Genomic DNA, 24,358 nt, shown 5'->3' on the forward strand with positions numbered 1-24,358 from the left:
ATAATGCGCGTTCAACACAACATGAACCATACTAAATCAAACTATTGATTGAAAAAATTAACGTTTGGGTTACTGAAAGGGTGGAGTACATGATTGATCAACTTTCTTGGAAAGTTGGCGGACAGCAAGGTGAAGGAATTGATAGTACAGGTGAAATTTTTGCGATGGCACTTAACCGCCAAGGCTACTATCTGTATAGCTATCGACACTTTTCTTCCAGAATTAAAGGCGGTCATACCAACAATAAGATTCGTGTAAGCACGAGTGAAACCCGTTCGATCTCTGATGATCTTGATATTTTAATAGCATTCGATCAAGAAACGATCGATGTAAACGTACATGAGCTTCGTGATGGAGGAGTCGTGATTGGAGATTCAAAATTCAATCCTACAGTTCCTGAAGACCTTAATGTAAGATTATATTCGGTACCATTTACAGAGATTGCAAGTGAACTAGGCACATCTCTTATGAAGAACATGGTAGCGATCGGAGCGACTAGCGCTGTTTTAGGTCTTCCTGTAGAAAGCTATTTAGAAGTTGTAGAAGAGATTTTTGCTCGTAAAGGAGCAAAAGTAGTAGAAAAGAACATGGAAGCTATCCAAAAAGGCGCAGATCGTTTCAATGAATTATCTGGTGGCCAGATCGATGGATTCCAATTAAATAAAGCAGACGGCAAAAAGAGAATGTTCATGATTGGAAACGATGCGATTGCTTTAGGATTCGTGGCAGGAGGCGTACGTTTCATGTCTGCTTATCCGATCACGCCGGCATCTGAGATCATGGAATACTTGATCAAAAAATTGCCAGAGTTTGGCGGAACGGTAATTCAGACAGAAGATGAGATCGCTGCTTGTACGATGGCGATCGGAGCGAACTATGCAGGTGTTCGTACGATTACATCGTCAGCAGGACCAGGTCTATCCTTAATGATGGAAGCTTTAGGTCTATCTGGGATGACAGAAGTTCCTTTAGTTGTTGTAGACACACAGCGTGGAGGTCCATCCACAGGACTGCCTACAAAACAAGAACAATCTGATTTGATGGCAATGATCTATGGTACTCATGGTGAGATTCCAAAAGTGGTTATGGCACCAAGTACGGTTGAAGAAGCATTCTATGACGCTGTTGAGGCGTTAAATATTGCAGAAGAATATCAGATTCCTGTTATCTTACTTACAGATCTTCAACTTTCTCTTGGGAAGCAATCCGTAGAACCATTAGATTATAGCCGCGTAGAGATTCGTCGCGGTAAGCTTGATCCAAAAGAAGAGCTTCCAGAAACAGACGATAAAGATGGGTACTTCAAGCGTTATGAAGTAACTGAAGATGGTATTTCTCCTCGCGTAATCCCGGGTATGAAGAATGGTATCCACCATGTCACGGGTGTTGAGCATGATGAGACAGGAAAGCCTTCAGAAGTAGCAGCAAACCGTCAAAAGCAGATGGATAAACGACTGCGTAAACTTCAAAACCTGCGTTTTAACGTACCGGTTGTTAAACAAGCTCCTCATGAAGAAGCTGATATTCTTTTAGTGGGGTTCAATTCAACACGAGGAGTGATCGAAGAAGCGATCCCTCGTTTAGAAGCAGATGGCTTAAAAGTAAATCATGCTCATATTCGTTTGATCCATCCGTTCCCTGCCGATGAGATGAGATCGATGATCGACAAAGCTAAGAACGTAATCGTAGTTGAGAACAACGCGACAGGACAGCTGGCGAACATCTTAAAAATGAATGTTGGACAGCATGAGAAGGTTAAGAACTTATTAAAATATGATGGGAATCCTTTCTTGCCATCAGAAGTTGTCATGAAATGCAAGGAGCTGGTTTAATATGGCTACATTTAAAGATTTTCGTAACAGCATCAAACCGAACTGGTGTCCAGGATGTGGAGATTTCTCTGTACAGGCAGCTATTCAAAGAGCAGCTGCAAATGTAGGTTTAGAACCAGATGACCTTGCTGTTGTGTCAGGAATCGGCTGTTCGGGTCGTATCTCAGGGTATATTAAATCTTATGGTTTCCATGGGATCCATGGCCGTTCGCTGCCGATCGCACAAGGTGTTAAGATGGCAAATCGTGATCTGACTGTTATCGCTTCAGGTGGTGATGGAGATGGGTTCGCGATCGGAATGGGTCACACCGTACATGCGATCAGACGAAACATCGATATTACTTATATTGTTATGGACAATCAGATTTATGGTCTAACAAAAGGACAAACATCACCTCGATCTGATGTTGGTTTTAAAACGAAGAGTACGCCAGAAGGTTCTGTAGAATCAGCGATTGGTGTGATGGAACTCGCTTTAACGGCTGGAGCTACGTTTGTGGCTCAAAGTTTTTCAACTGACCTAAAAGAGTTAACTTCCATCATCGAAGCTGGGATCAACCATAAAGGCTTCTCATTGATCAACGTTTTCTCCCCCTGTGTGACATACAATAAAGTGAACACATATGACTGGTTTAAAGAGCATCTCGTATCTTTAAGCACGATTGAAGGCTATGATTCTTCAAACCGTATGATGGCTATGCAAACACTAATGGAAAACAAAGGCCTTGTAAAAGGGATCATCTATCAAGATAAGGTAAAACCTTCTTATCAAGATCTTGCGCATGGATACAGCAAAGAAGCACTTGCAAAAGTTGATCTGAACTTACCTGAAGAAAAGTTTAATCAATTGATGTCAGAATTCATGTAAGAAACAGCTCTTCTCCTTAAATTTGGAGAAGGGCTTTTTTATTTTTTATCGTGCTGCATGAATTTCTATCTTTTTCTTCTTACGAAAGTTTTTTAAAGCGAACGTCCTGGAGCTCAAATGAACTCTATACGGTATACACCTATATATACGAAAAAACCTTTTAAGAAAAAAAAACTTTAAATTTTTTTTGGCATCCGCGAATGTCCGTGTGGGATGGACACAGCTCTTTACCTTGTTGTTCAATCCATGTACAATTATTGATGGATATGATTATTAAGGTTTACAGTGAGGGGTGTTTCTGTGCAAGGAAAAATGAAAGCAATAGTTAAGCATCATGCGGGTTATGGAGCTAGATTAGAAACAGTAGATATTCCTGAAATTAATGAAAGTGAAGTGCTGATCAAAGTTAAAGCAACTTCGATCTGTGGAACAGATGTCCATATATACACATGGGATGAGTGGTCACAGAGTCGTGTGAAAACGCCATATGTTTTTGGACATGAGTTTTCAGGAGTTGTTGAAAAAGTTGGAAGCGCTGTTACAAATGTCTCTGTTGGAGATCACGTATCGGCTGAAACACATATAGTTTGTCATTCTTGTCCACAATGTTTAAAAGGACAGTTCCACATCTGTAAGAACACAAAGATCATCGGTGTTGATACTCATGGCTGCTTTGCAGAGTATGTAGCAATGCCATCAGAGAACATTTGGAAAAATGATCCTAAGATGCCGTTTGAACATGGATCGATTCAAGAGCCGATGGGAAATGCTGTTCATACTGTGTTAGCTGGTGATGTTGCTGGTAAAACGGTGGCTGTCATCGGATGTGGCCCGATAGGTGTCATGGCGGTTAACGTTGCGAAAGCAGCAGGTGCAAGTCAGGTAATCGCTATCGATCTGAACGATTATCGTTTAGATCTTGCTAAAAAAGTAGGTGCGACAGAAGTGATCAACCCTAAATCTACCGATCCAGTTGATACAGTGATGAATTTAACGGATGGAAATGGTGTGGATGTTGTTTGTGAGATGAGCGGTCATCCAGTTGCGATCGACCAAGGATTTAAGATGATCACAAACGGTGGTCGTGTTTCAATCTTAAGTCTTCCTGTTAAACCTGTTGAGATCGACTTAACGAACGATGTAGTATTTAAGGGTGTTACAGTTCAAGGAATTACGGGAAGAAAAATGTATGAAACATGGCAACAGGTTTCAGGGCTTTTACAGTCAGGAAGCATGCATCCTGAAACGATCATTACTCATACACTTCCACTTGAAAAGTTTGAAGAAGGCTTTGATCTCATGATAAAAGGAAATTGCGGAAAAGTAGTTCTTATTCCTTAAAATCGAAAGGGGCAAAACATCGTGATGAAAGGTTTTGAATACCTGCAAGAAGAATTAGATCATATGAAAGAAGAAGGTACATTCAGAAAGCTTGTACCGCTTGAATCAGAGCAAGGATCAAAAGTTGTGATCAATGGAAAAGAAGTAATCCAGCTCTCTTCCAACAACTATTTAGGTCTTACGAGTCATCCGAAGATGAAGGAAGCAGCTTTAAAAGCTGTTGAAGAATTTGGAGTGGGTACAGGTTCTGTGCGTACGATTGCTGGAACTCTATCCATGCATGAAGAATTTGAAAAAAAATTAGCTGAATTCAAACACACAGAAGCATGTCTCGTCTTCCAATCTGGTTTTTCAACAAACCAAGGAATTCTTTCTGCTATTCTTACAGATCAAGATGTTGTTATTTCAGATGAGTTAAACCATGCATCAATCATTGATGGTATTCGTTTAACAAAAGCGAAAAGAAGAATCTACAAACACGTTGATCTAGAAGATTTAGAAGCAGCGTTAAAAGAGACACAAGAATTCAGAAAAAGAATTGTCGTAACAGACGGTGTTTTCTCAATGGACGGTAACATTGCGCCTCTTCCTGGAATCGTAGAACTGGCTGAAAAGTACGATGCTCTCGTAATGGTAGACGACGCACATGCGAGTGGTGTATTAGGTACGAATGGCCGGGGTACAATCGATCATTTTAACTTGAACGGCCGCGTTCATATTCAAGTCGGAACGTTAAGTAAAGCTATTGGAGTACTTGGAGGTTACATTGCAAGCACGCAAACATTAAGAGACTATCTGATTCATAAAGGCCGTCCGTTCTTGTTCAGCACATCGCATCCGCCTGCCGTAATCGCAGCGAGTTCAGCCGCGATCGACGTTCTAGAAGAAGAGCCAGAACACATGGAAAGACTTTGGGATAATACGAAGTTCTTTAAAGCGGGATTAAAAGAACTAGGGTTTAATACAGGAGTTAGTGAGACACCTATCACACCAGTACTTGTGGGTGATGACGCGCTTGCGCATAAACTATCTGATACGTTATTAAAATATGGTGTATTCGCTCAAGGTATCGCATTCCCAACAGTAGCTAAAGGAAAAGCTCGCGTACGTACGATTGTAACCGCTCAGCATACGAAAGAGGAGCTACAAGCTGCATTGGATGCATTTAAAAAAGCAGGAAAAGAATTAAATATTATTTAGATACTTGTAAAGTTGACTTTAAAGGCGCATTAGTAAGCTTTTTAAGGTCAACTTTTTTTATTGACCACATTATATAAGATTATTAATAAACCGTAATTATATTATGTAAACTAAAACGATTACAAGTTTAACTATAATCCAATTTTTGATATAATGTTACAGTTGGATGAAATACTAGATTATTTATGAACGGATTACCTAGCAGTAAAGGCAATAAGGAGTGAAGATGTCTTGGATACTACGAAAGACAATCAAGAAGTAAAGACGAATAATAAAGAAAGAGACTACTCACAATACTTTCAATCTACGTATGCACCGCCTTCTTTAAAAGACGCGAAAAAGCGTGGTAAAGAACAAGTTCAAATATTAAAAGATTTTTCGATTCCGGAAAATCTAAAAAATATTGGAGTTGGCAAAAAGTTTTATATTCGTACGTACGGTTGTCAGATGAACGAGCATGATACAGAAGTTATGGCAGGAATTCTGAATGAAATGGGTTATGAAACCACATATTCTACAGAGGATGCCGACGTGATCCTGCTTAATACATGTGCCATTCGAGAAAATGCAGAGAACAAAGTGTTTGGCGAATTGGGACATTTGAAACATACGAAAGCGAACAACCCTAATCTTCTGCTAGGGGTCTGTGGATGCATGTCACAAGAAGAGTCTGTTGTTAACCGTATACTTTCCACATACCCTCAAGTTGATATGATCTTTGGAACTCATAACATACATCGTCTGCCTCAAATTATTGAGAATGCATTATTCTCAAAAGAAATGGTGGTCGAAGTTTGGTCTAAAGAAGGAGATATCGTTGAGAACCTTCCTAGAAAGCGTAAAGGGAACGTTAAAGGCTGGGTCAACATTATGTACGGCTGCGACAAATTCTGTACATATTGCATCGTTCCTTACACACGAGGAAAAGAACGAAGTCGTTATCCGCAAGATATCATCGAAGAAGTAAGGCAGCTTGCAAGAGAAGGATATAAAGAAGTAACGCTCCTAGGTCAGAACGTGAATGCATACGGTAAAGATTTTGAAGATCTAGAGTATGGCCTAGGTGATCTAATGGATGAGATCCGTAAGATTGATATTCCTAGACTTCGTTTTACAACAAGTCACCCTCGAGATTTTGATGACCGATTGATTGAAGTTCTCGCTAAAGGTGGAAACATCGTAGATCATGTGCACTTGCCTGTTCAACACGGAAACAGCGATGTGCTCAAATTAATGGCTCGTAAATATACACGTGAGCATTATTTAGAACTTGTAAACAAGATCAAAGCTGCAATGCCGAATGTAGCATTAACTACGGATATTATTGTTGGGTTTCCGAATGAGACGGAAGAACAGTTCCAAGAGACGTTATCTCTAGTTAAAGAAGTGCAGTATGATGCTGCTTACACGTTTATCTATTCACCTCGTGAAGGCACTCCAGCTGCAAAGATGCAAGATAATGTTCCGATGGAAGTGAAACGAGAGCGTCTGCAGAGGCTAAACGCTATGCTGAATGATATTTCGTTAGAAAAGAACAAAGCATATGTTGGTAAAGTTGTGGAAGTGCTAGTTGAGGGAGAAAGTAAAAAGAATCCTGATGTACTAACAGGTCACACGGGTTCCAACAAAGTGGTAAACTTTAAAGCTCCTAAGCACTTAATAGGAGAAATTGTCAATGTTCAGATTACCGATGCGAAAACATGGAACCTTGGCGGCGAATGGGTAGAAGAAAAATCAGAGGTGGTAGGCTAATGAGCACATATACAAAAGAAGAAATCTTGGGAAAAGCAAAAGAACTTGCAAAAATGATCGCAACAACTGATGAAGTTGATTTTTTTAAAAAAGCAGAAGCTCAGATCAATACGAATTCAAATGTAGCAAGATTGATGGGACAGATTAAGAATCTGCAAAAACAAGCTGTTAATCTTCAACATTATCAAAAGCATGAAGCATCAAGAGAAGTAGAAGAAAAGATCGATGCTCTGATGGCTGAGCTTGATAGTATTCCAGTTGTGCAAGAGTTCAAACAATCACAAAGCGATGTGAATGATATCTTACAGATGGTTTCACATACGATCTCAAACAAAGTTACAGATGAGATCATTGAATCAACAGGGGGAGACCTTTTAAAAGGAACAACAGGTTCTCAAGAAGGATGTTCTCCAGGCGGCTGCGGCTGTCACTAACCAGAAACACGATGTCTTTTGTAGACATCGTGTTTTTATTTGAGATTCATTCGAGTTTATTGGGTGTTTCGCACATACCCATAGAGGTATCAGGTTCATTCAATCCAGAAGTTTTGGTATGCAATCCAAAAGTTTCTGCTGTTTATCCACGAGATTTGGCTCTCAATCCAAAAGTTTTCCCCATTTATCCACGAGTCTACAAACCTCGACAAATTCCGCATTGCGCTTTAGACTTACATACCCGTAAAGAGATTATCCTAGAGGGATAATCAACCACTTGCAAAAGCAATAAAAACGCGAAAATAATTTCACGTACCGTTCATCGATATAATATTTTGAGAACATTGGACAACAAACGCCCATATACTTAGACTAATTGTGTTTCGATTAAATGAAGGCACAATAGGCATCCGCCCAGCATATACTGTATGGAGATTGGTAGAGGAGGGATTCATGTATGTCAAGACGTGTAGAACAAGAGTTGACTTACAGAGAAATCATCACAAAAGCGGTCTGCGGCAAAGGGAGAAAATTTTCTCAGGCAACGCATACCATTGCACCGAGTCATCGTCCGAGCAGCATTTTAGGATGCTGGATCATCAACCATGCATATAAACCGAAGCGGAATGGTGAAGCAGTAGATGTAGAAGGAAGCTATGATATCAACGTGTGGTATTCATACAATGATAATACTCGTACGGAAGTTGTAACAGAGACCATCCATTTTGTAGACAAAGTGGATCTTAGTGTAAGAGATAAGAATGCGTTAGGCAATCAATATGAAGTTACGTGCCGTGCACTTCAAGAGACTAATACGTTAGAAGCGACGATCTCTCCAAACGGAAATAAAGTGATCGTTCAAGTAGAAAGAGAGTTCGTTTGTGAAATTATCGGGGAAACAAAAGTTTGTGTGTATGTGAACCCGGACGGTTTTGATGATGTAGAGACTAGAGATTGGGAATATGATGTGGAAGATGAGAATTTTGAAGACCTGGATCCGAACTTTTTAATAGGTGATTTGGAAGAATAATAAACGGGAGAGAGCTTCCCGTTTTTTTCATGCAGAGAAAACGATAGATGCTGTGAATTATGTTATAATAGCGACATTGAAATGTTATGAAAAAGGTGAAATTATGGCTCAATATACTCCAATGATACAACAATATTTATCAATCAAGGCAGCTCATCAGGATGCCTTTTTATTTTTCCGTCTAGGAGATTTTTATGAAATGTTTTTTGAAGATGCAGTTCGAGCATCTCAAATCCTCGAGATCACTCTAACAAGCAGAGATGGCGGCTCTCAAGATCGAATTCCGATGTGCGGGATCCCTTATCATTCTTCAGCCGGTTATATAAAAACATTAGTTGAGAATGGACATAAAGTAGCAATCTGTGAACAAGTAGAAGATCCTAAACTATCTGTCGGGGTAGTGAAACGTGAAGTCATCCAGATTATAACGCCAGGAACGGTTATCGATGACCATCTTCTTCATGATAGAGAGAACAATTTTCTTGTATCGATAGAAAAAGAAAACGATTCTTATGGATACGTTCTTTGCGATCTTTCAACAGGTGAGTTGAAGGGATATACATATGAAGGAAATCAGTTATCGTTCATACAATTACTTTTAAGTCACGGTGTAAAAGAGATTGTTGGAAACAAAGAATTGTACGATGCTTGGACGAACACAGTTACGCAGACAGGACAAGCTTCGGTTTCTATACAGGAAGAGAGTTCTGTAGACAGTCAGTTTGATCATCTTGTTCAGACGATCTCAGATCCTGTTTTATTACGATCTATAGGACGGTTGTTCCACTATCTAACTCATACGCAAAAGCGATCTTTTCACCATATAAAAGCGGTGGAGTTTCAGCAGAACGATAAAAGGATGAAGCTTGATGCGTTTTCAAAACGAAATTTAGAATTAACAGAATCCATACGAGCAAAAGGGAAAAAAGGTTCTTTATTGTGGCTGTTAGATGCCACGATGACAGCAATGGGTGCTAGAAAGCTTAAACAATGGGTGGAAGAGCCTTTGTTCGTAAAAGAAACGATCGAGAAGCGGCTGCAGCTCGTCGAAAACTTAATCGGAGAATTTTTTACTCGTGAAGAGATCAAAGAACAATTGAAGTCTGTTTATGATATGGAACGGTTGATAGCTAAAATATCTTATGGAAACGCTAGTCCTAGAGATCTTGTACAACTGAAAAGATCCCTGTTCAGTGTTCCGGCCTTAAAAGAAAAGCTCAGGAGTATCGAAGGAAAATACGCACTCGAACTTCATGCGAAGATGAATGAACATAAAACACTCGCAGACTATTTAGATTCTGCCATTCATGATGATGCACCTATCCATATTAAAGAAGGCGGACTCATTAAAGCGGGTTACAATGAGCAACTTGATCAATATAAAGATGCGAGCAGCAACGGTAAAGCATGGATTGCATCTCTTGAGCAGCAAGAAAAAGCAGCTTCAGGTATTAAGTCTCTTAAGATTGGATTTAACAAGATCTTTGGTTACTATATTGAGGTAACAAAATCTAATCTTTCGCAAGTACCAGATCGTTATGAAAGAAAACAGACGCTCGCTAATGCAGAAAGATATGTTACCCCAGAACTAAAAGAGAAAGAAAGAATCATCTTAGAAGCAGAAGAGAAGATCTCTGGATTAGAATATACGCTCTTCTTAGAAGTAAGAGAATATGTAAAGCAGTTTATCCCTGGACTGCAAGAACTTGCATCAGCCATTTCTGAACTCGATGTTATGCAATCTTTTGCAGCGATCAGTGAGCAGTATCGTTATGTAAGACCGACCGTTTCAGAGGATGGAATCGTAAATATTAAAAACGGCAGACATCCTGTTGTTGAGAAAGTGATGGATGCACAAGAATACGTTCCTAATGACATTGTTCTAAATAATGATAGAAACATGCTCCTTATAACGGGTCCAAACATGGCTGGTAAGAGTACGTATATGCGCCAGTTAGCACTTACGGCTGTTATGATGCAGATCGGTTGTTTTGTTCCGGCAGAGAGTGCTGAAATTCCAATGTTTGATCAGATCTTCACGCGTATTGGAGCAGCTGACGATCTAGTGGGCGGACAGAGTACGTTCATGGTCGAGATGCTAGAGACGAACTTTGCCCTAACGAGTGCTACTGAAAATAGTTTGATTCTTCTAGATGAGATCGGCAGAGGAACTTCCACGTATGATGGTATGGCATTAGCGCAATCTATCATCGAATTTATTCATGAAGAAATAGCTGCCAAAACACTCTTCTCTACTCATTATCATGAACTTACCGTCTTAGAAGAGTCTCTTCACTCACTAAAGAATGTGTTTGTAAGTGCAGTTGAAGAGAATGGCAGTCTTGTATTTCTGCATAAAGTCATTGACGGACAAGCAGATAAAAGTTTTGGTATACAAGTGGCAGAGCTCGCTGAACTTCCAGAAGCTGTGATCTCCAGAGCAAAAACGATCTTACAAACTTATGAAAATCAAGAAAAACGAGAGGTGCTTCCCATTCAGGAAGTATCAGCTACGAAAGAAGAGGTTCTCCAAGAAAGTCAGCTAAGTCTTTTTGTAGAAAAAGAGGAGTCGACGAACAGAAGAGACCCTAAAGAGCAAGAGTTAATCAAAGAGTTAAGAAGTTTAAATGTATTAGAGATGACTCCTCTTGATGCAATGAACGCGCTATATAAACTGCAGAAAAAAGTAAGATAAAGGAGGCGTGACATATGGGCAAAATTGTACAGCTAGATGAACATCTATCCAATAAGATCGCTGCTGGTGAAGTTGTAGAACGCCCAGCCTCTGTTGTTAAAGAACTTGTCGAGAATTCAATCGATGCGCACGCGACGAGAATAGAGATCGAAGTTGAAGAAGGTGGGTTAGCACTCATTCGTGTTCTAGATAATGGGGATGGAATCGAGCCGGAAGATTGCGTGCTCGCTTTTAACCGACATGCCACGAGTAAGATTAAAAGTGAACAAGATTTAATCCATATTCGTACCATGGGTTTTAGAGGGGAAGCATTACCGAGTATCTCTTCTGTCTCTCAAGTAGAACTTAAATCATCAACAGGTGAGGGACCAGGTGCTTATCTATTTATTGAGAACGGTAAAATCGTAAAACAGCAACAGACGAACAGCAGAAAAGGAACAGACCTTACTGTTCGTAACTTATTCTATAACACACCAGCCAGGTTGAAGCATGTGAAGACCATTCAGACAGAACTGGGAACGATCAGTGATCTTGTGAACAGACTTGCTCTTGCTAACCCAGATGTTTCTTTTCGTTTAAAGCATAACGGAAAAGAGCTATTGCACACCTCTGGTAACGGAAATCTGCTACAGATCATAGCATCTGTTTATGGGATACAAACTGCCAAAAACATGATCTCAGTCTCTTTTTCTTCACTAGATTATGAAGTAACAGGCTATATAGCAAAACCCGAAATAAACCGGGCGTCCCGTCAGTATATGTCCTTCTTTATGAACGCTAGATATATTAAGAACTTTGCGCTTTCAAAAGCTGTACAGAATGCTTATCACACATTTCTGCCTATCGGTCGTTTTCCAATCGCCATTCTATCAGTTAAGATGGATCCGACAATTATTGATGTTAATGTACATCCATCAAAACATGAAGCAAGGTTGAGTAAAGAAACGGAACTGGTACAGCTCGTTGAAACCGAGCTCAGAAAAGTGATCAGAAATCAGCAGTTGATCCCAGATGTTCAGTTTAAGAAAAAAGAACAAAGAGAGAATGATCGAGAAGAACAACCTTCATTTACTTTCGATTATCAAAGGAAAGAGCAAGAAGTTCAAACTGACTTAACAGCAAATGTAGCAACGACTCAAAGTGTCCACCGTTCAATAATTGAAACCAATGATTTTCCTTCTCATATTAGAGAGTCATCGCCTCCTGTTAACGAGAATGTGGATGTATCGGCGGAATCATTTCATCCCGAGATGAATCAAGCACCAGAATATCTAGATCAGAAACAGCGTCAAGATGAGTCAGTTGATAAAATTCCGGTCATGTATCCGATCGGACAGATGCACGGAACATATATTCTTGCTCAAAATGAGAACGGATTGTATCTCATCGATCAACACGCTGCACAAGAACGCATTAAATATGAATATTTCAGAAAAAAAGTAGGAAAAGTGGATAGAGAAACTCAACTGTTAGCAGTTCCTTATACCTTTGAATTTACAGCAAGTGAATCTGCCTTTTTAGAAAGTCACTTAGAGACTCTTAGTGAAGTGGGGCTGTTTTTAGAAATGTTTGGACAGAATACGTTTATCGTAAGAGAGCACCCGCAATGGTTTCCAAAGGGATATGAAAGAGAAATCATACTGGACATCATCCAGCAGGTACTAGATCATAGAAGGATCGATATTGAAAAATTAAGAGAAGATGCAGCAATCATGATGTCGTGTAAAGGGTCGATAAAAGCTAATCACCATTTAAGGAACGATGAGATCTTTGCTTTATTAGAATCGTTGCGAACATCAGAAGATCCGTACACATGTCCACACGGAAGACCAATAACGATTCATCTATCAACATATGAACTTGAGAAGATGTTCAAAAGAGTGATGTAGGAGTAAACCATGAAAGAAAAATTAGTAGTGATCATAGGTCCAACGGCTGTTGGAAAAACAAAAACCAGTATCGAACTGGCGAAAGCGATAGATGGTGAGATCATAAGCGGCGATTCTATGCAGATCTATAGAGGACTTGACATCGGAACAGCCAAGATTACTGAGGAAGAAAAAGAAGGTATCCCTCATTATTTGATCGATATTAAAGATCCAACAGAATCATTTTCAGTTGCGGAGTTTCAGAAACTGGCTAGAGAACGAATATCAGATATTAATCAAAGAGGTAAGGTTCCAATACTTGTAGGTGGAACGGGATTATACGTTAGAGCTGTCACTCATCACTATGAATTCTCTGAAGCGAATCGAAATAACCAATTGCGAGACGAACTTCAACGAAAGTCAGAGATCGAAGGTTCAGAAGTATTGCATGCAGAACTGCTCAAAGTCGATCCACAGCGTGCGAAAGAGATTCATCCGAACAATGTACAGCGAGTGATAAGAGCTCTAGAAATCTATTATACGACAGGAAATGCTCCCTCAATTGAACAAGGAAAGAATGGGAGCGATGGGGTATCTCGATATCAATTAGCTTTGGTTGGGTTGACGATGGATCGAGAGCGTTTATACCAACGCATAAACGAAAGAGTGGACCTTATGGTACAACAAGGCGTAATAAACGAAGCAAGAATGCTTTTTGAACAAGACATAACGAACAGTCTGGCCGCTAAAGCGATAGGCTACAAAGAGTTTTTTCCATATCTTTCAGGGGAAAGTACTTTAAAAGAAGCGATCACTTTGTTAAAGAGAGACTCCAGGCGATATGCAAAAAGGCAATACACATGGTTTCGCAACCAGATGGATGTTGAATGGTTTAGCATGGACGAAGATCCCTTTCACAAAAAATTTCAAGAAATTCAGCACTTTGTTGAAGGGAAATTAGAAATTTCCGAGAATGTATAAGGGTAATGCCCAAAGAGGAGGATCTGTTCACATGAAGCAATCAATCAATTTACAGGATCATTACTTAAACCAGTTACGTCGCGAAAACATTTATGTGACCGTATATCTGCTGAATGGATTTCAGCTTAAAGGTTTAGTGAAGGGGTTTGACAACTTTACTGTTGTTCTAGAGGCAGAAGGAAAACAGCACCTCATTTACAAGCATGCCATTTCAACGTTTACCCCACACCGAAATGTCGATTTGTCTTCTGCAAATACAAATGAATAAAAAAACTCTCCCTATTGTCCTTAAATAAGGTTGATAGGGAGTTTTTAATTGGTACACATATATTTGTCTATTCCTTGTTCATCTCTTTTTCATTTCAGTTGTTTCTAAATAGGCTTCATAGCGGTTCAGAGTGAGATTTGATTTTAATCCAAACCATATTTGAACTTCTTCTTCAGCTTTCCCTTCTTTTAAAAGATTTAAGATAGCCGTTCTTCTCAGGTGCTGGGAGCTGATTCTTTCTCTCAGGCAAGAGCGACGGATCTCTTGTCTCAGCATCTTTTGAATAGCGATGACCGTTAACGGTTTTGGCTCATACTTTCCATAATCAAACCGATACGTTCCTCTTTGATAATCAAACGCGATAAAGAAATGATCAGAAGAATATTTTCTCGGTCGGATACTTTCTGGGATATCTTCTTTGTAATGATATAATAGTTGAAGTGTCTCGTCGTCAAGTAAGATCAATCTTGTTTCATTTTTGTTGATCACGGTTAATTCATGTTGTGTAAAATGAACATGTTTCATTTCAATATTCGTGATTTCCTGCAGTGTAATGCCATAACGATAGAGAAGAGAAAGGATCGCTTCATTTCTCTTAATCAAGAGGTGCCTGAATTTTTGTTGTTTCTCCGTTAAACCCTCATAAGAAGAGAGTGTTTGAAATAGGATTTTATATTCTTCTTCTGAAATAAAATCATCATCCGTAAAATGAATGTCTTCTTTAAGTGTTTGTTCCAGTTCAGAAAAAGGATTAAACACAATCTTCCTATGGGCATGTAGAAAAGAAAAGAGACTTTTAATAACGGTAAAAACTCGTTTGGTCGTAGCCGTTCGATATTCTCGTTGTTCAGAAAGAAAAAGAAAATACTCATTTAACGTTACAGCATCTAAGTGTTGTATCGTATGTAGGTCATCATTCTCCTTCATAACTCTAACCCATGCAAAAAAATCTAAAAGATCATAATAATATCGTTTAATCGTGCTCTTCGTGCGATCTTTCTTCTGTAAGTAAACAATATATGAATCGGCATATTCGGGTAAGTGTGGATATTCTTCCATAATTGCCTCCTATAACCTCTTTTTCCCATTATAACAAAGCGTCTTTTTTTTGCATATTTCTACAAAGTCCAATGGAAACTATGGAAAAAAGGATGGTTAGATATGTGGAAATCAGGAATGATCGTTCTATCTTCAGCTCTTTTCTTAACTGCGTGTTCAGGCAAAACCGGTTCGGGAGATGAAACCCTTGATACTGAGCAAGTGAAATATGATACATCAGAACGAAAACCGAATACACAGATAGATTCACCATTAGTTGTAGAAAAGTCTGATGAAGTTCATCAATCAAAAGATCTTGTTCATCTAGCGGAAAAAGTAAACGGTGTGGATAAGGCTTATGTGATTGTGAGTGGTATTTACACACTAGTTGGGATCGTTCCTTCTGAGCCTGTTTCACCTGGAGAAGAAAACGACCAGCTGCGTAAAGCGGTTTATAACGGATTAAAAGGAAATGCACATGGTAGAAATGCAGCCATTACCACCGATCCGGATAAGATAGCGCAGATCAAGAGGTTAGGGAATATTGCATCACACAGCAAACATGACTCAAAGAGTGGAGTTTATAATGAACTTGGGATTCTAATCGGAAAAATAAAGCCATTAAAAGGGCAGTTGAAGTCCACTGAGAGGCAAGACATGCATGAAGAGGATACATCCATTCGAAATGATCTTTACGAATAAGACACATTTTATTTCCTAAGCAAGCGCAGAAAATGACATGGATAGACAGTGTGTTAACATAATAATAAATATGTTAACAAATTATTTCTTAAAGAAATGAAAAGAGCATTCTCCGTTGATGGAGAATGCTCTTAGCTGTTTTGAAGTGATTTTGAATCAGAAGTTTGATACTCGACTTCTGAGGGTTTGACCGTGCTTTTTAATCTTCCTGTTAAGAAGGAAGCGACAGTGATTGCAATGATTGATATTAAAGCATTTTTAAATCCAAACATGACTACAGCAGATGACACAATAATAAAATCTGTGACAAACAAGGATATCCCTCGATTAATATTAGATTGTTGTTCTAAATATAGAGCGAGAATGTGTATGCCGCCTAATGATGCCCCTGAATTTAATACAAAACTAACACCTATACCTATCAGACTTCCAGCAACGATCGCAGCTGCGATCGGAGAGATTAGTGGAAGCGTAAGATAATCCATTAGATCTGAGATGGCAGAGATGAGTATGATGCAAAGAAACGTTAGAAGTGAGAAATTCCAACCCAGTTTTTTAATCGAAAGAATAAAAAAGGGTAAGTTTACAATTAGGAATAGAATGCCCCATGTCCAATTCGTCATGAATGATATAAGAGTAGCGATCCCTGCTGTACCGCCAAACGTTAACGTGTGAATGTTTAATAATTTGATGCCAATCGCTGTTAAAAACAATCCCATTAGTATAAACAAGCTTTTCTGTAGTTTAATATGCATAATTTCTTCGTCCATTCGATTCGTACTTTTTCACAGTATTTAACATAACACGGAAATCTTGCATACTTGAGTATTTTTATTCATCTGAAAATAGAAAACGCTTACAATGCAGTTAATATATACTCATTCTAAAAACAAAGCTTGTCTTTGTAGTAGATCATAAGACTTCAACATAAATTGATAACAGTGGATCAAGAAATTGTATAGGCATTTGTCACGGGATCGGATGTTGTTGCGTATTATGATTTGACTGGCAAAGTGAGGTGGTTCCTTTTGAATGAACCTATTGCGATAAAAAAGCAAAGGCAGATCAATATCGTTTTAAATCAAGCGAGTGAAAAGTCGAAGATCGATGATGGAGCAGCACTTGCAGGAAAAAAAGAGAAAACAATTGAAAAGCACCAACCTCTCATCAAGATGGAAAAAGATCTGAACCGTTTAGTCGGAATGGAAGACTTGAAATTTCATGTTAAAGAGATCTATGCATGGCTTCATATTAATAAATGCCGTCAGGAGTTAGGGTTAAAAGCTGAAAAACAAGCTCTTCATATGCTATTTAAAGGTAACCCAGGCACCGGAAAGACGACCGTAGCTAGAAAGTTGGGGACTTTGTTTCATGAGATGAAAGTACTCTCAAAGGGTCATCTGATCGAAGCTGAGCGGGCTGATCTAGTTGGAGAATACATTGGGCATACCGCTCAAAAAACACGAGAGCTCCTAAAGAAAGCTAGTGGAGGAATATTGTTTATAGATGAAGCGTATTCTTTAGGCCGCGGTGGAGAAAAAGACTTTGGAAAAGAGGCGATCGATACACTTGTAAAAGCGATGGAAGATCAGCAGCACGATTTCATCTTGATATTGGCTGGTTACCCAAAAGAAATGGATCGCTTTTTAAAACTTAATCCGGGCTTACCTTCTAGGTTTCCACTTGTTATCTCGTTCCCTGATTATTCTGTAGAGGAATTAATGGAGATCGCAAAGAGAATGATCACAGAAAGAGAATACATGCTGACAAGAGATTGTGAATGGAAGCTAAAAAGTCACATCGAACGGATAAAGCAAAGTAATCCAGGTTCGTTTTCAAACGGAAGATACATTCGTAATATGGTTGAAAAAGCGGTCAGAAGACAATCTGTCAGGCTCTTGAACGAAAGCAACCAAGATAGAAGAGCATTGATGACGATTCAAAGTGATGACCTTGTGCTAGAAGAACGTGATTCGATTTGATATGATGAAAGGAGACTATGGAAAGCAGGGATCGCAAATTTGAACAAAAACAATGATTCAGTTCATGAAAAAGCGATACTCGTCGGATGTCAGCTTCCACGGCAGAACGACGAGCGTTTTTTTTATTCAATGGAAGAATTAAAATCTTTAACGAAAACGGCTCAAGGAACAGTTTGTGCTGTTGTTACACAAAAAAGGGACCGTTATGATTCAGCTACATTTATCGGAAAAGGTAAAGTAGAAGAGATTATTACTTTAGAAGAAGAGCTTGAAGCAGATATCATTATATTTAACAGTGAGTTATCTCCTTCTCAAGTTCGTAACTTGTCGTCTCATTTCAAAGCAAGAGTTATTGATCGTACGCAGCTCATATTAGATATCTTTGCTCAACGTGCAAAGACTAGAGAAGGGAAGCTTCAAGTAGAACTTGCTCAGCTTGAATACTTATTGCCTCGATTATCAGGAATAGGCGCTAGTCTCTCTAGGTTAGGTGGAGGTATCGGAACTCGTGGTCCTGGTGAGACCAAGCTTGAAAAGGATAGACGTCACATTCGGTTTCGTATACACGAACTGAAAACACAGATCAACTCAGTTGTAAGCCATAGAGAAAGATATCGTGAACGCCGCAAACACCAGGGCGCTTTTCAAGCAGCACTTGTTGGTTATACGAACGCAGGGAAGTCAACGATCTTTAACAAATTAACAGAAGCTGATAGCTATGAAGAAGATCAACTATTTGCAACGCTTGACCCGTTGACGCGAAAAGTAAAACTGAGAAGAGGGTTTCAGATGCTGTTAACGGATACGGTAGGTTTTATTCAAGATCTGCCTACGTCATTGATCGCTGCCTTCCGGTCTACACTAGAAGAAGCGGCTGAAGCAAATCTTCTTATCCATGTGATCGATGGTGCTAGTGAGGACCGTAACCAACATGAACAAACGGTCAAACGTATATTAAGTGACCTAAAGGCATCCCATATTCCGATGCTCACGGTATATAACAAAAAAGACCAGTTTGGAGAAGATTTTATTCCAGAGAGTCCATCCATATCGATTTCTGCGTTAGAGAGTACGGATATTTCCTTATTACTTGAAACGATTGAAAAAGAAGTGATGAAACAGATGACTTTTTATGAGGTGAAAGTTCCGGCCCATGATGGCAAGCTTTTATCACAACTTCGCGGAGAAACAATTCTAATTACGCAAGAATTTAATAAAGAAGAGTTGGTTTATGAATGCAAGGGATACGCATTATCTTCCTCTTCCATTCCGTCCATCAGCAACAAAGGAGAATAACATGTATTCACAGTTTCAAAATGAAGAGGTACTGAAACGTACAACAGAAAAAGTAACAGAACGTATTACAAAACAACATAAGCTGATTGATGAGATCTGTGAAGTTAATCAGCTAAAAGTTTTGAAAGCATTTCAAAACAATCAAGTAGGAGATCATCATTTTCATCCTTCAACCGGTTATGGATACGATGACTCTGGTCGAGATACTCTCGAAAAAGTGTATGCGGATGTTTTTGGAGCAGAGGCTGCAATCGTTAGGCCGCAAATCATCTCTGGTACTCATGCGATCACTCTATCTTTATTCGGTATGCTTCGCCCTGGAGATGAACTGCTTTATATCACTGGTAAACCTTATGATACGCTCGAAGAAATTGTAGGGATCAGGGGAACTGGTGAAGGGTCTTTAAAAGATTACAACATCTCGTATAAACATGTAGATCTGACTCCTGAAGGCGCTATTAACTTCCCGAAAGTTCAGCGTGCGATTTCAGAAAAAACGAAAGTGATCGGTATTCAACGCTCAAAAGGATATGCGGATCGTCCATCTTTCACAGTAACTGAAATAGAAGAGTTGATATCTTTCGTAAAAGAAATCAAATCAGATGTGATCGTGTTCGTTGATAATTGTTACGGCGAGTTTGTTGAAGAAAGAGAACCCATTGAAGCAGGAGCCGATATTATTGCAGGCTCCCTGATTAAAAATCCTGGCGGCGGTCTTGCCAAAACAGGTGGTTACATCGCTGGAAAGGAGAAGTTGGTCAATAGAATTTCGTATCGATTAACTTCTCCTGGAATAGGTCGTGAAGCAGGGGCATCTCTTTACAGTCTTCAAGAAATGTACCAAGGATTCTTCCTAGCACCTCACGTAACGGCTCAAGCATTAAAAGGTGCAGTGTTTACAGCTGCTTTCTTAGAAGAACTAGGAATGGAAACGCGTCCATCATTTGATGCAAAGAGAACAGATCTTATTCAATCTGTAATCTTTAATGATCGCGAGCGGATGATTAAGTTCTGTCAAGCTATTCAAAAAGCATCACCGATCAACTCTTATGCGATTCCATACCCTGATTATATGCCTGGCTATGAAGACGATGTGATCATGGCAGCAGGTACATTTATTCAAGGTGCTAGCATTGAGCTAACTGCGGATGGTCCGATCCGACCACCATATATAGCGTTCGTACAGGGTGGCCTAACGTATGAACATGTGAAGATTGCTGTATTATCAGCTGTTGATGAACTTTTAACTCATGGACTAATTGATAAACGATAACAATAGATTGAACAAAAAAAGAGGCGAAAAGTCTCTTTTTTGTTTTGATGTTAATTTTTCTAACATTAGGATTGACATGTGAGCTTTTGTGACATAAGATATAAAAAGAAGTTGAAAGGAGGTAGGCAATATGAACGATATGAATCGTAGGAACTTACCTTTGTTCCCCATCAGCATCGTCATGCAGCTGACTGAACTATCAGCTCGACAGATTCGGTATTACGAAGAGCATGATCTTATTCATCCTGCACGTACTGAAGGGAACCGTCGTTTATTTTCATTTAATGATGTTGATAAACTTCTAGAGATCAAAGCACTTCTTGAGCAAGGCGTAAACTTAGCTGGAATCAAACGAGTCTTTGAACTGAATGAACAAGCAGCAGAACTGATTAAGAACCAGCCGAATGTGCAAGGTGTTCAACAAATTTCCGAATCTGCGCTTCATCGCAGGTTAAAAAGGGAATTGATTCATGCTGGCAGACATGGAAAAACCTCATTGATACAAGGAGAACTTTCTAGGTTTTTTCATTAAAGATTATTTGTTAATACTTACGATGTGAACAATCGCCATAAATAGGCGCTTTATATTTAAAGGAGGAGAAAGATTTGTCTAAGTACACTAAAGAAGATATCTTAAGAATGGTAAAAGAAGAAAACGTAAGATTCATCCGTCTACAATTTACTGATTTATTGGGTGTTATCAAGAATGTTGAGATTCCGATCGGTCAGCTTGAAAAAGCTTTAGATAACAAGATGATGTTTGACGGATCTTCTATCGAAGGATTCGTTCGAATTGAAGAATCAGACATGAATCTTTATCCTGATTTAGATACATTTATGATTTTCCCATGGACTTCTGAAAAAGGCAAAGTTGCACGTTTGATCTGTGATATCTTTATGCCTGATGGTAACCCGTTCGATGGTGATCCACGTGGAATCTTAAAGCGTGTGTTAAAAGAGATGGAAGACTTAGGGTTCTCCGATTTCAACATTGGACCTGAGCCTGAATTCTTCTTATTCAAGAACGATGAGAAGGGTGAGCCGACTCTAGAACTAAACGATAAAGGTGGATATTTTGACTTAGCTCCAACGGATCTCGGTGAAAACTGCCGTAGAGATATCGTGTTAGAACTTGAAGATATGGGCTTTGAAATCGAAGCTTCTCACCATGAAGTAGCACCAGGTCAGCATGAGATCGACTTTAAATATGCTGATGCTGTGAGCACTTGTGATAACATTCAAACATTTAAGTTAGCTGTTAAAACGATCGCTCGTAAGCATGGTCTTCATGCAACATTCATGGCTAAACCATTGTTCGGTGTGAACGGTTCAGGTATGCACGCGAACATGTCTCTATTTAAAGATGGAGAAAACGTGTTCTATGATGCGAAATCAGAAACAGGATTAAGTGAGACAGCTATGCATTTCCTAGCAGGTATCTTAAAGCATGCACAAGATTTCACAGCGATCACGAACCCGACTGTAAACTCTTATAAGCGACTTGTACCTGGTTACGAAGCACCTTGTTATGTTGCATGGTCTATGCAAAACAGAAGCCCGCTTATTCGTATTCCTGCTTCTCGCGGCATCAGCACTCGTATTGAGGTAAGAAGCGTTGATCCAACGGCTAACCCTTATCTTGCTATGGCAGTATTGCTTGCAGCTGGTCTTGATGGAATCAAGAACAAGCTAAACGCTCCAAAGCCAATCGATAGAAACATCTATGTAATGGATAAAGAAGAGCGCGAAGCAGAAGGTATCAAAGATCTTCCAGCAACATTAAAAGAAGCGCTAACTCTATTCAGCAAAAATGAAGTTCTTACAACAGCTCTTGGAGCACATGCTACAGAGCACTTCATTGAAGCGAAAGAGATCGAGTGGGATATGTTCCGTACACAAGTTCACCCTTGGGAACGCGAACAATATATGAGCATGTATTAAGAAGAAGAAAAACCCCTGATATCATTATCAGGGGTTTTTTGTTGTTCTTATGAAAGATTTTGTAGAAGCTTCAATACTTCTGAGTGAATGGTTCCTGAGGCGTATTCTACAGCACATACCACATAAAAGGGACGATAAACAACATGTGGATCGAGTGGGACGAGCTTTCCTTCTAATACCTCCTCTTTGACCATTGAATAAGAAAGAAATCCGACGCCGAGTCCTCTTAGAGCTAACTGTTTGATTAAGTAATGGCTGCTTGCTTCAATAATTTCCACTGGTTCAATTCTTTCGGAACGTAAAAATTGATCTGCGTATTCTCTTGTACCCGATCCTTTCTCTCTGAGGATAAGTGGAGAATTTACAATAGACATTCGATATTGAGCATAAAAACGAAGCTCATCTCTGCTGACGACTTCGACTTGAAAAGGATCTAGCCCTCTTGTTCCTTCAACTAAAGCAATATCAATTTTGTTCAATCTGAGCTCTTCTACAATTTGTTCATGATTATGAATTATTAATTTCAGATGAATATATGGATAGAGTAACTTAATCTTCTTTACGAAGTCCGGTAATAATACATCGCTTACTGTATGTGTGGCTCCAATTCGAAGAAGCATCTCTTCGTTTTTTTCTTTTATAGATTCAATGGTTCTTGAGATCTCTAACATTTTTTTACCTTGTTCATAAACTTGCATTCCTGCATTAGTTAATTCAAACGATTGATTCGTTCCAGACCTTCGGATAAGCTTTAACCCCAAATACTCCTCTAGCTTTTTAATATGAACGCTAATAGTAGGCTGTGAAAGATTTAAGAATTCGCTCGTTTTTGTAAAATGTTTTAAATGAGCAAGAGTTACGAAACTTTTAATCCAGTCTAATTGCATTGGGAATCCTCCATTAAGAATCGTAATGATATAGATGAAATTTATTCATTTTTATTATAGTTAAGTCGGAGTTAAAATGAAAGGAGGAAGGAAGTGTTGGTAAATGGAATGGCTTATGTTTGTAATTGGTGGTGCAGCAATAGGTATCATCTCAGGTTTTTTTGGGGTTGGCGGGGGAATTATACTGACTCCTGTCCTTTTAGTACTTGATTATGAACCTACCCAAGCCATTATTCTTTCTTTAATGTTGACGTTAGGCTCGACAGTTACTGGCACACTATCTCACATGAAAATGAAGAATGTAAACATTCGTTCGGCTTGTTCACTCGGATTATTCGGGGTAATAGGGACTGTTTCAACTGTGCCATTCGTACATTGGCTCGAAAAAATAAATGGAGCATCAACTGTTATTTCAGTTGTATATATAATTATCTTGAGCTGGTTTGCATCTCAATTTTTAAACAATAGTCAATCTGTCAGAAAAGAGAGAAGAAAGTCTTGGATCCCTTTAATAGGATTGTTTACAGGAGTCCTATCATCACTTATGGGCGTAAGTGGTGGTTTCGTGATGACACCACTACTTACAAAGAAGGTTGGTATTGATCTCAATAGAGCAATTGGTACAAGTATTGCAGCAGCTTCAATTATAGTCATCTCTGGAATTGGATCTTATGTATACGGAGGGGCTGAAATGGATTATCGCCACGGTTTGCTGCTGATTGTCGGAGCTCTCATTGGCACTCCATTTGGTATTATTAATTTGAAAAAGTTTTCGAAAATTATGGTGAAAGAAATGCTTGCTGTCTTTTATGTTGTAGTTGCATTGAGTGTGGTTTTTAAAATGTTATCTTTAACAATGTTGTCTCTTGGACTCTTACTCTCAGCGGTAGGACTATTCTTTATCGTACTATTTTATAACAAAGCTTCTCGATTATTATGACGAGTAACAGAGTGCCTATCGATGATTCTA

General features: G+C 39.1%; 21 protein-coding genes. 18 read left to right on the forward strand and 3 right to left on the reverse strand.

Annotated features, from left to right (window positions below):
• Positions 1–89 precede the first annotated feature (89 nt).
• The 11 genes from HU823_RS00685 (at position 90) to hfq (ending at position 14,269) form a co-directional block, all read left to right on the forward strand.
• A complete protein-coding gene (locus HU823_RS00685; RefSeq protein ID WP_197220809.1) occupies positions 90–1,832 on the forward strand; it encodes a 2-oxoacid:acceptor oxidoreductase subunit alpha in 1,743 nt (580 codons plus the stop codon).
• A gap of 1 nt (position 1,833) precedes the next feature.
• Positions 1,834–2,700: a 2-oxoacid:ferredoxin oxidoreductase subunit beta gene (locus HU823_RS00690; protein WP_144700662.1), complete on the forward strand. Its 867-nt coding sequence runs from the start codon at positions 1,834–1,836 to the stop codon at positions 2,698–2,700.
• Positions 2,701–3,000: 300 nt separating this feature from the next.
• Positions 3,001–4,041 (forward strand): L-threonine 3-dehydrogenase, encoded by a 1,041-nt coding sequence (gene tdh / locus HU823_RS00695; protein WP_260858569.1) that lies wholly within the window; start codon positions 3,001–3,003, stop codon positions 4,039–4,041.
• 24 nt (positions 4,042–4,065) lie between these two features.
• Complete coding sequence (locus HU823_RS00700) at positions 4,066–5,241, forward strand: glycine C-acetyltransferase (protein ID WP_144703518.1); 1,176 nt, start codon at positions 4,066–4,068, stop codon at positions 5,239–5,241.
• A gap of 231 nt (positions 5,242–5,472) precedes the next feature.
• Positions 5,473–6,993 (forward strand): tRNA (N6-isopentenyl adenosine(37)-C2)-methylthiotransferase MiaB, encoded by a 1,521-nt coding sequence (gene miaB / locus HU823_RS00705; RefSeq protein ID WP_197220810.1) that lies wholly within the window; start codon positions 5,473–5,475, stop codon positions 6,991–6,993.
• Entirely contained in the window at positions 6,993–7,427 is a 435-nt protein-coding gene (locus tag HU823_RS00710; protein WP_066393841.1) for a RicAFT regulatory complex protein RicA family protein, read from the forward strand. Before miaB ends, HU823_RS00710 begins: the two co-directional genes overlap by 1 nt.
• Positions 7,428–7,884: 457 nt before the next feature.
• Positions 7,885–8,457, forward strand: coding sequence for an outer spore coat protein CotE (gene cotE / locus HU823_RS00715; RefSeq protein ID WP_197220811.1), 573 nt, complete (start codon positions 7,885–7,887; stop codon positions 8,455–8,457).
• A 103-nt stretch (positions 8,458–8,560) separates the two neighbouring features.
• A complete protein-coding gene (gene mutS, locus HU823_RS00720) occupies positions 8,561–11,152 on the forward strand; it encodes a DNA mismatch repair protein MutS (RefSeq protein WP_197220812.1) in 2,592 nt (863 codons plus the stop codon).
• A 14-nt stretch (positions 11,153–11,166) separates the two neighbouring features.
• The gene (mutL, locus tag HU823_RS00725) at positions 11,167–13,041 is read left to right on the forward strand and encodes a DNA mismatch repair endonuclease MutL (RefSeq protein ID WP_197220813.1); all 1,875 of its coding nucleotides are present in this window, start codon (positions 11,167–11,169) and stop codon (positions 13,039–13,041) included.
• A 9-nt stretch (positions 13,042–13,050) separates the two neighbouring features.
• Positions 13,051–14,001 (forward strand): tRNA (adenosine(37)-N6)-dimethylallyltransferase MiaA, encoded by a 951-nt coding sequence (gene miaA, locus HU823_RS00730; RefSeq protein ID WP_197220814.1) that lies wholly within the window; start codon positions 13,051–13,053, stop codon positions 13,999–14,001.
• A gap of 31 nt (positions 14,002–14,032) precedes the next feature.
• Complete coding sequence (gene hfq, locus HU823_RS00735) at positions 14,033–14,269, forward strand: RNA chaperone Hfq (RefSeq protein ID WP_066393852.1); 237 nt, start codon at positions 14,033–14,035, stop codon at positions 14,267–14,269.
• A gap of 78 nt (positions 14,270–14,347) precedes the next feature.
• On the opposite strand, the gene HU823_RS00740 is transcribed toward hfq, so the two are convergent.
• A complete protein-coding gene (locus HU823_RS00740) occupies positions 14,348–15,328 on the reverse strand; it encodes a tyrosine-type recombinase/integrase (RefSeq protein ID WP_197220815.1) in 981 nt (326 codons plus the stop codon).
• 102 nt (positions 15,329–15,430) lie between these two features.
• Between HU823_RS00740 and HU823_RS00745 the strand changes: the two genes are divergently transcribed.
• Positions 15,431–16,009, forward strand: coding sequence for a YhcN/YlaJ family sporulation lipoprotein (locus HU823_RS00745; RefSeq protein WP_144700648.1), 579 nt, complete (start codon positions 15,431–15,433; stop codon positions 16,007–16,009).
• Positions 16,010–16,140: 131 nt separating this feature from the next.
• Here the strand turns inward: HU823_RS00745 and HU823_RS00750 are convergent, their stop codons facing one another.
• On the reverse strand, positions 16,141–16,764 hold the full coding sequence (locus HU823_RS00750; protein ID WP_186320531.1) for a YitT family protein: 624 nt from the start codon (positions 16,762–16,764) through the stop codon (positions 16,141–16,143).
• Between the two features lie 273 nt (positions 16,765–17,037).
• On the opposite strand from HU823_RS00750, the gene spoVK reads away from it, so the two are divergent.
• The 5 genes from spoVK (at position 17,038) to glnA (ending at position 22,501) form a co-directional block, all read left to right on the forward strand.
• Positions 17,038–17,991 carry a stage V sporulation protein K gene (spoVK, locus tag HU823_RS00755; RefSeq protein ID WP_197220816.1) on the forward strand — a complete coding sequence of 318 codons (954 nt, stop codon included), beginning with the start codon at positions 17,038–17,040 and terminating at the stop codon, positions 17,989–17,991.
• Positions 17,992–18,030: 39 nt separating this feature from the next.
• On the forward strand, positions 18,031–19,287 hold the full coding sequence (hflX, locus tag HU823_RS00760; RefSeq protein WP_197220817.1) for a GTPase HflX: 1,257 nt from the start codon (positions 18,031–18,033) through the stop codon (positions 19,285–19,287).
• Position 19,288: 1 nt separating this feature from the next.
• Positions 19,289–20,560: an aminotransferase class I/II-fold pyridoxal phosphate-dependent enzyme gene (locus HU823_RS00765; protein ID WP_197220818.1), complete on the forward strand. Its 1,272-nt coding sequence runs from the start codon at positions 19,289–19,291 to the stop codon at positions 20,558–20,560.
• A 130-nt stretch (positions 20,561–20,690) separates the two neighbouring features.
• Positions 20,691–21,092, forward strand: coding sequence for a MerR family transcriptional regulator (locus HU823_RS00770; RefSeq protein ID WP_066393870.1), 402 nt, complete (start codon positions 20,691–20,693; stop codon positions 21,090–21,092).
• Between the two features lie 74 nt (positions 21,093–21,166).
• Positions 21,167–22,501, forward strand: coding sequence for a type I glutamate--ammonia ligase (glnA, locus tag HU823_RS00775; protein WP_066393872.1), 1,335 nt, complete (start codon positions 21,167–21,169; stop codon positions 22,499–22,501).
• Between the two features lie 47 nt (positions 22,502–22,548).
• Here the strand turns inward: glnA and HU823_RS00780 are convergent, their stop codons facing one another.
• Complete coding sequence (locus HU823_RS00780; RefSeq protein ID WP_197220819.1) at positions 22,549–23,388, reverse strand: LysR family transcriptional regulator; 840 nt, start codon at positions 23,386–23,388, stop codon at positions 22,549–22,551.
• A gap of 103 nt (positions 23,389–23,491) precedes the next feature.
• On the opposite strand from HU823_RS00780, the gene HU823_RS00785 reads away from it, so the two are divergent.
• Positions 23,492–24,328 (forward strand): sulfite exporter TauE/SafE family protein, encoded by an 837-nt coding sequence (locus HU823_RS00785; RefSeq protein ID WP_197220820.1) that lies wholly within the window; start codon positions 23,492–23,494, stop codon positions 24,326–24,328.
• Positions 24,329–24,358: the final 30 nt, after the last annotated feature.

Origin of the sequence: Fictibacillus sp. 18YEL24 (assembly GCF_015903855.1) — a bacterium.
Lineage (GTDB): Bacteria > Bacillota > Bacilli > Bacillales > Fictibacillaceae > Fictibacillus > Fictibacillus phosphorivorans_C.

Excerpts from the sequence above, each read along its gene's own strand:
- HU823_RS00685 (WP_197220809.1), top strand. The coding sequence starts at position 90 with ATGATTGATCAACTTTCTTGGAAAGTTGGCGGACAGCAAGGTGAAGGA.
- HU823_RS00690 (WP_144700662.1), top strand. The coding sequence starts at position 1,834 with ATGGCTACATTTAAAGATTTTCGTAACAGCATCAAACCGAACTGGTGT.
- HU823_RS00700 (WP_144703518.1), top strand. The coding sequence starts at position 4,066 with ATGAAAGGTTTTGAATACCTGCAAGAAGAATTAGATCATATGAAAGAA.
- HU823_RS00710 (WP_066393841.1), top strand. The coding sequence starts at position 6,993 with ATGAGCACATATACAAAAGAAGAAATCTTGGGAAAAGCAAAAGAACTT.
- cotE (WP_197220811.1), top strand. The coding sequence starts at position 7,885 with ATGTCAAGACGTGTAGAACAAGAGTTGACTTACAGAGAAATCATCACA.
- mutS (WP_197220812.1), top strand. The coding sequence starts at position 8,561 with ATGGCTCAATATACTCCAATGATACAACAATATTTATCAATCAAGGCA.
- mutL (WP_197220813.1), top strand. The coding sequence starts at position 11,167 with ATGGGCAAAATTGTACAGCTAGATGAACATCTATCCAATAAGATCGCT.
- miaA (WP_197220814.1), top strand. The coding sequence starts at position 13,051 with ATGAAAGAAAAATTAGTAGTGATCATAGGTCCAACGGCTGTTGGAAAA.
- hfq (WP_066393852.1), top strand. The coding sequence starts at position 14,033 with ATGAAGCAATCAATCAATTTACAGGATCATTACTTAAACCAGTTACGT.
- HU823_RS00740 (WP_197220815.1), bottom strand. The coding sequence starts at position 15,328 with ATGGAAGAATATCCACACTTACCCGAATATGCCGATTCATATATTGTT.
- HU823_RS00745 (WP_144700648.1), top strand. The coding sequence starts at position 15,431 with ATGTGGAAATCAGGAATGATCGTTCTATCTTCAGCTCTTTTCTTAACT.
- HU823_RS00750 (WP_186320531.1), bottom strand. The coding sequence starts at position 16,764 with ATGCATATTAAACTACAGAAAAGCTTGTTTATACTAATGGGATTGTTT.
- HU823_RS00765 (WP_197220818.1), top strand. The coding sequence starts at position 19,289 with ATGTATTCACAGTTTCAAAATGAAGAGGTACTGAAACGTACAACAGAA.
- HU823_RS00770 (WP_066393870.1), top strand. The coding sequence starts at position 20,691 with ATGAACGATATGAATCGTAGGAACTTACCTTTGTTCCCCATCAGCATC.
- HU823_RS00780 (WP_197220819.1), bottom strand. The coding sequence starts at position 23,388 with ATGCAATTAGACTGGATTAAAAGTTTCGTAACTCTTGCTCATTTAAAA.
- HU823_RS00785 (WP_197220820.1), top strand. The coding sequence starts at position 23,492 with ATGGAATGGCTTATGTTTGTAATTGGTGGTGCAGCAATAGGTATCATC.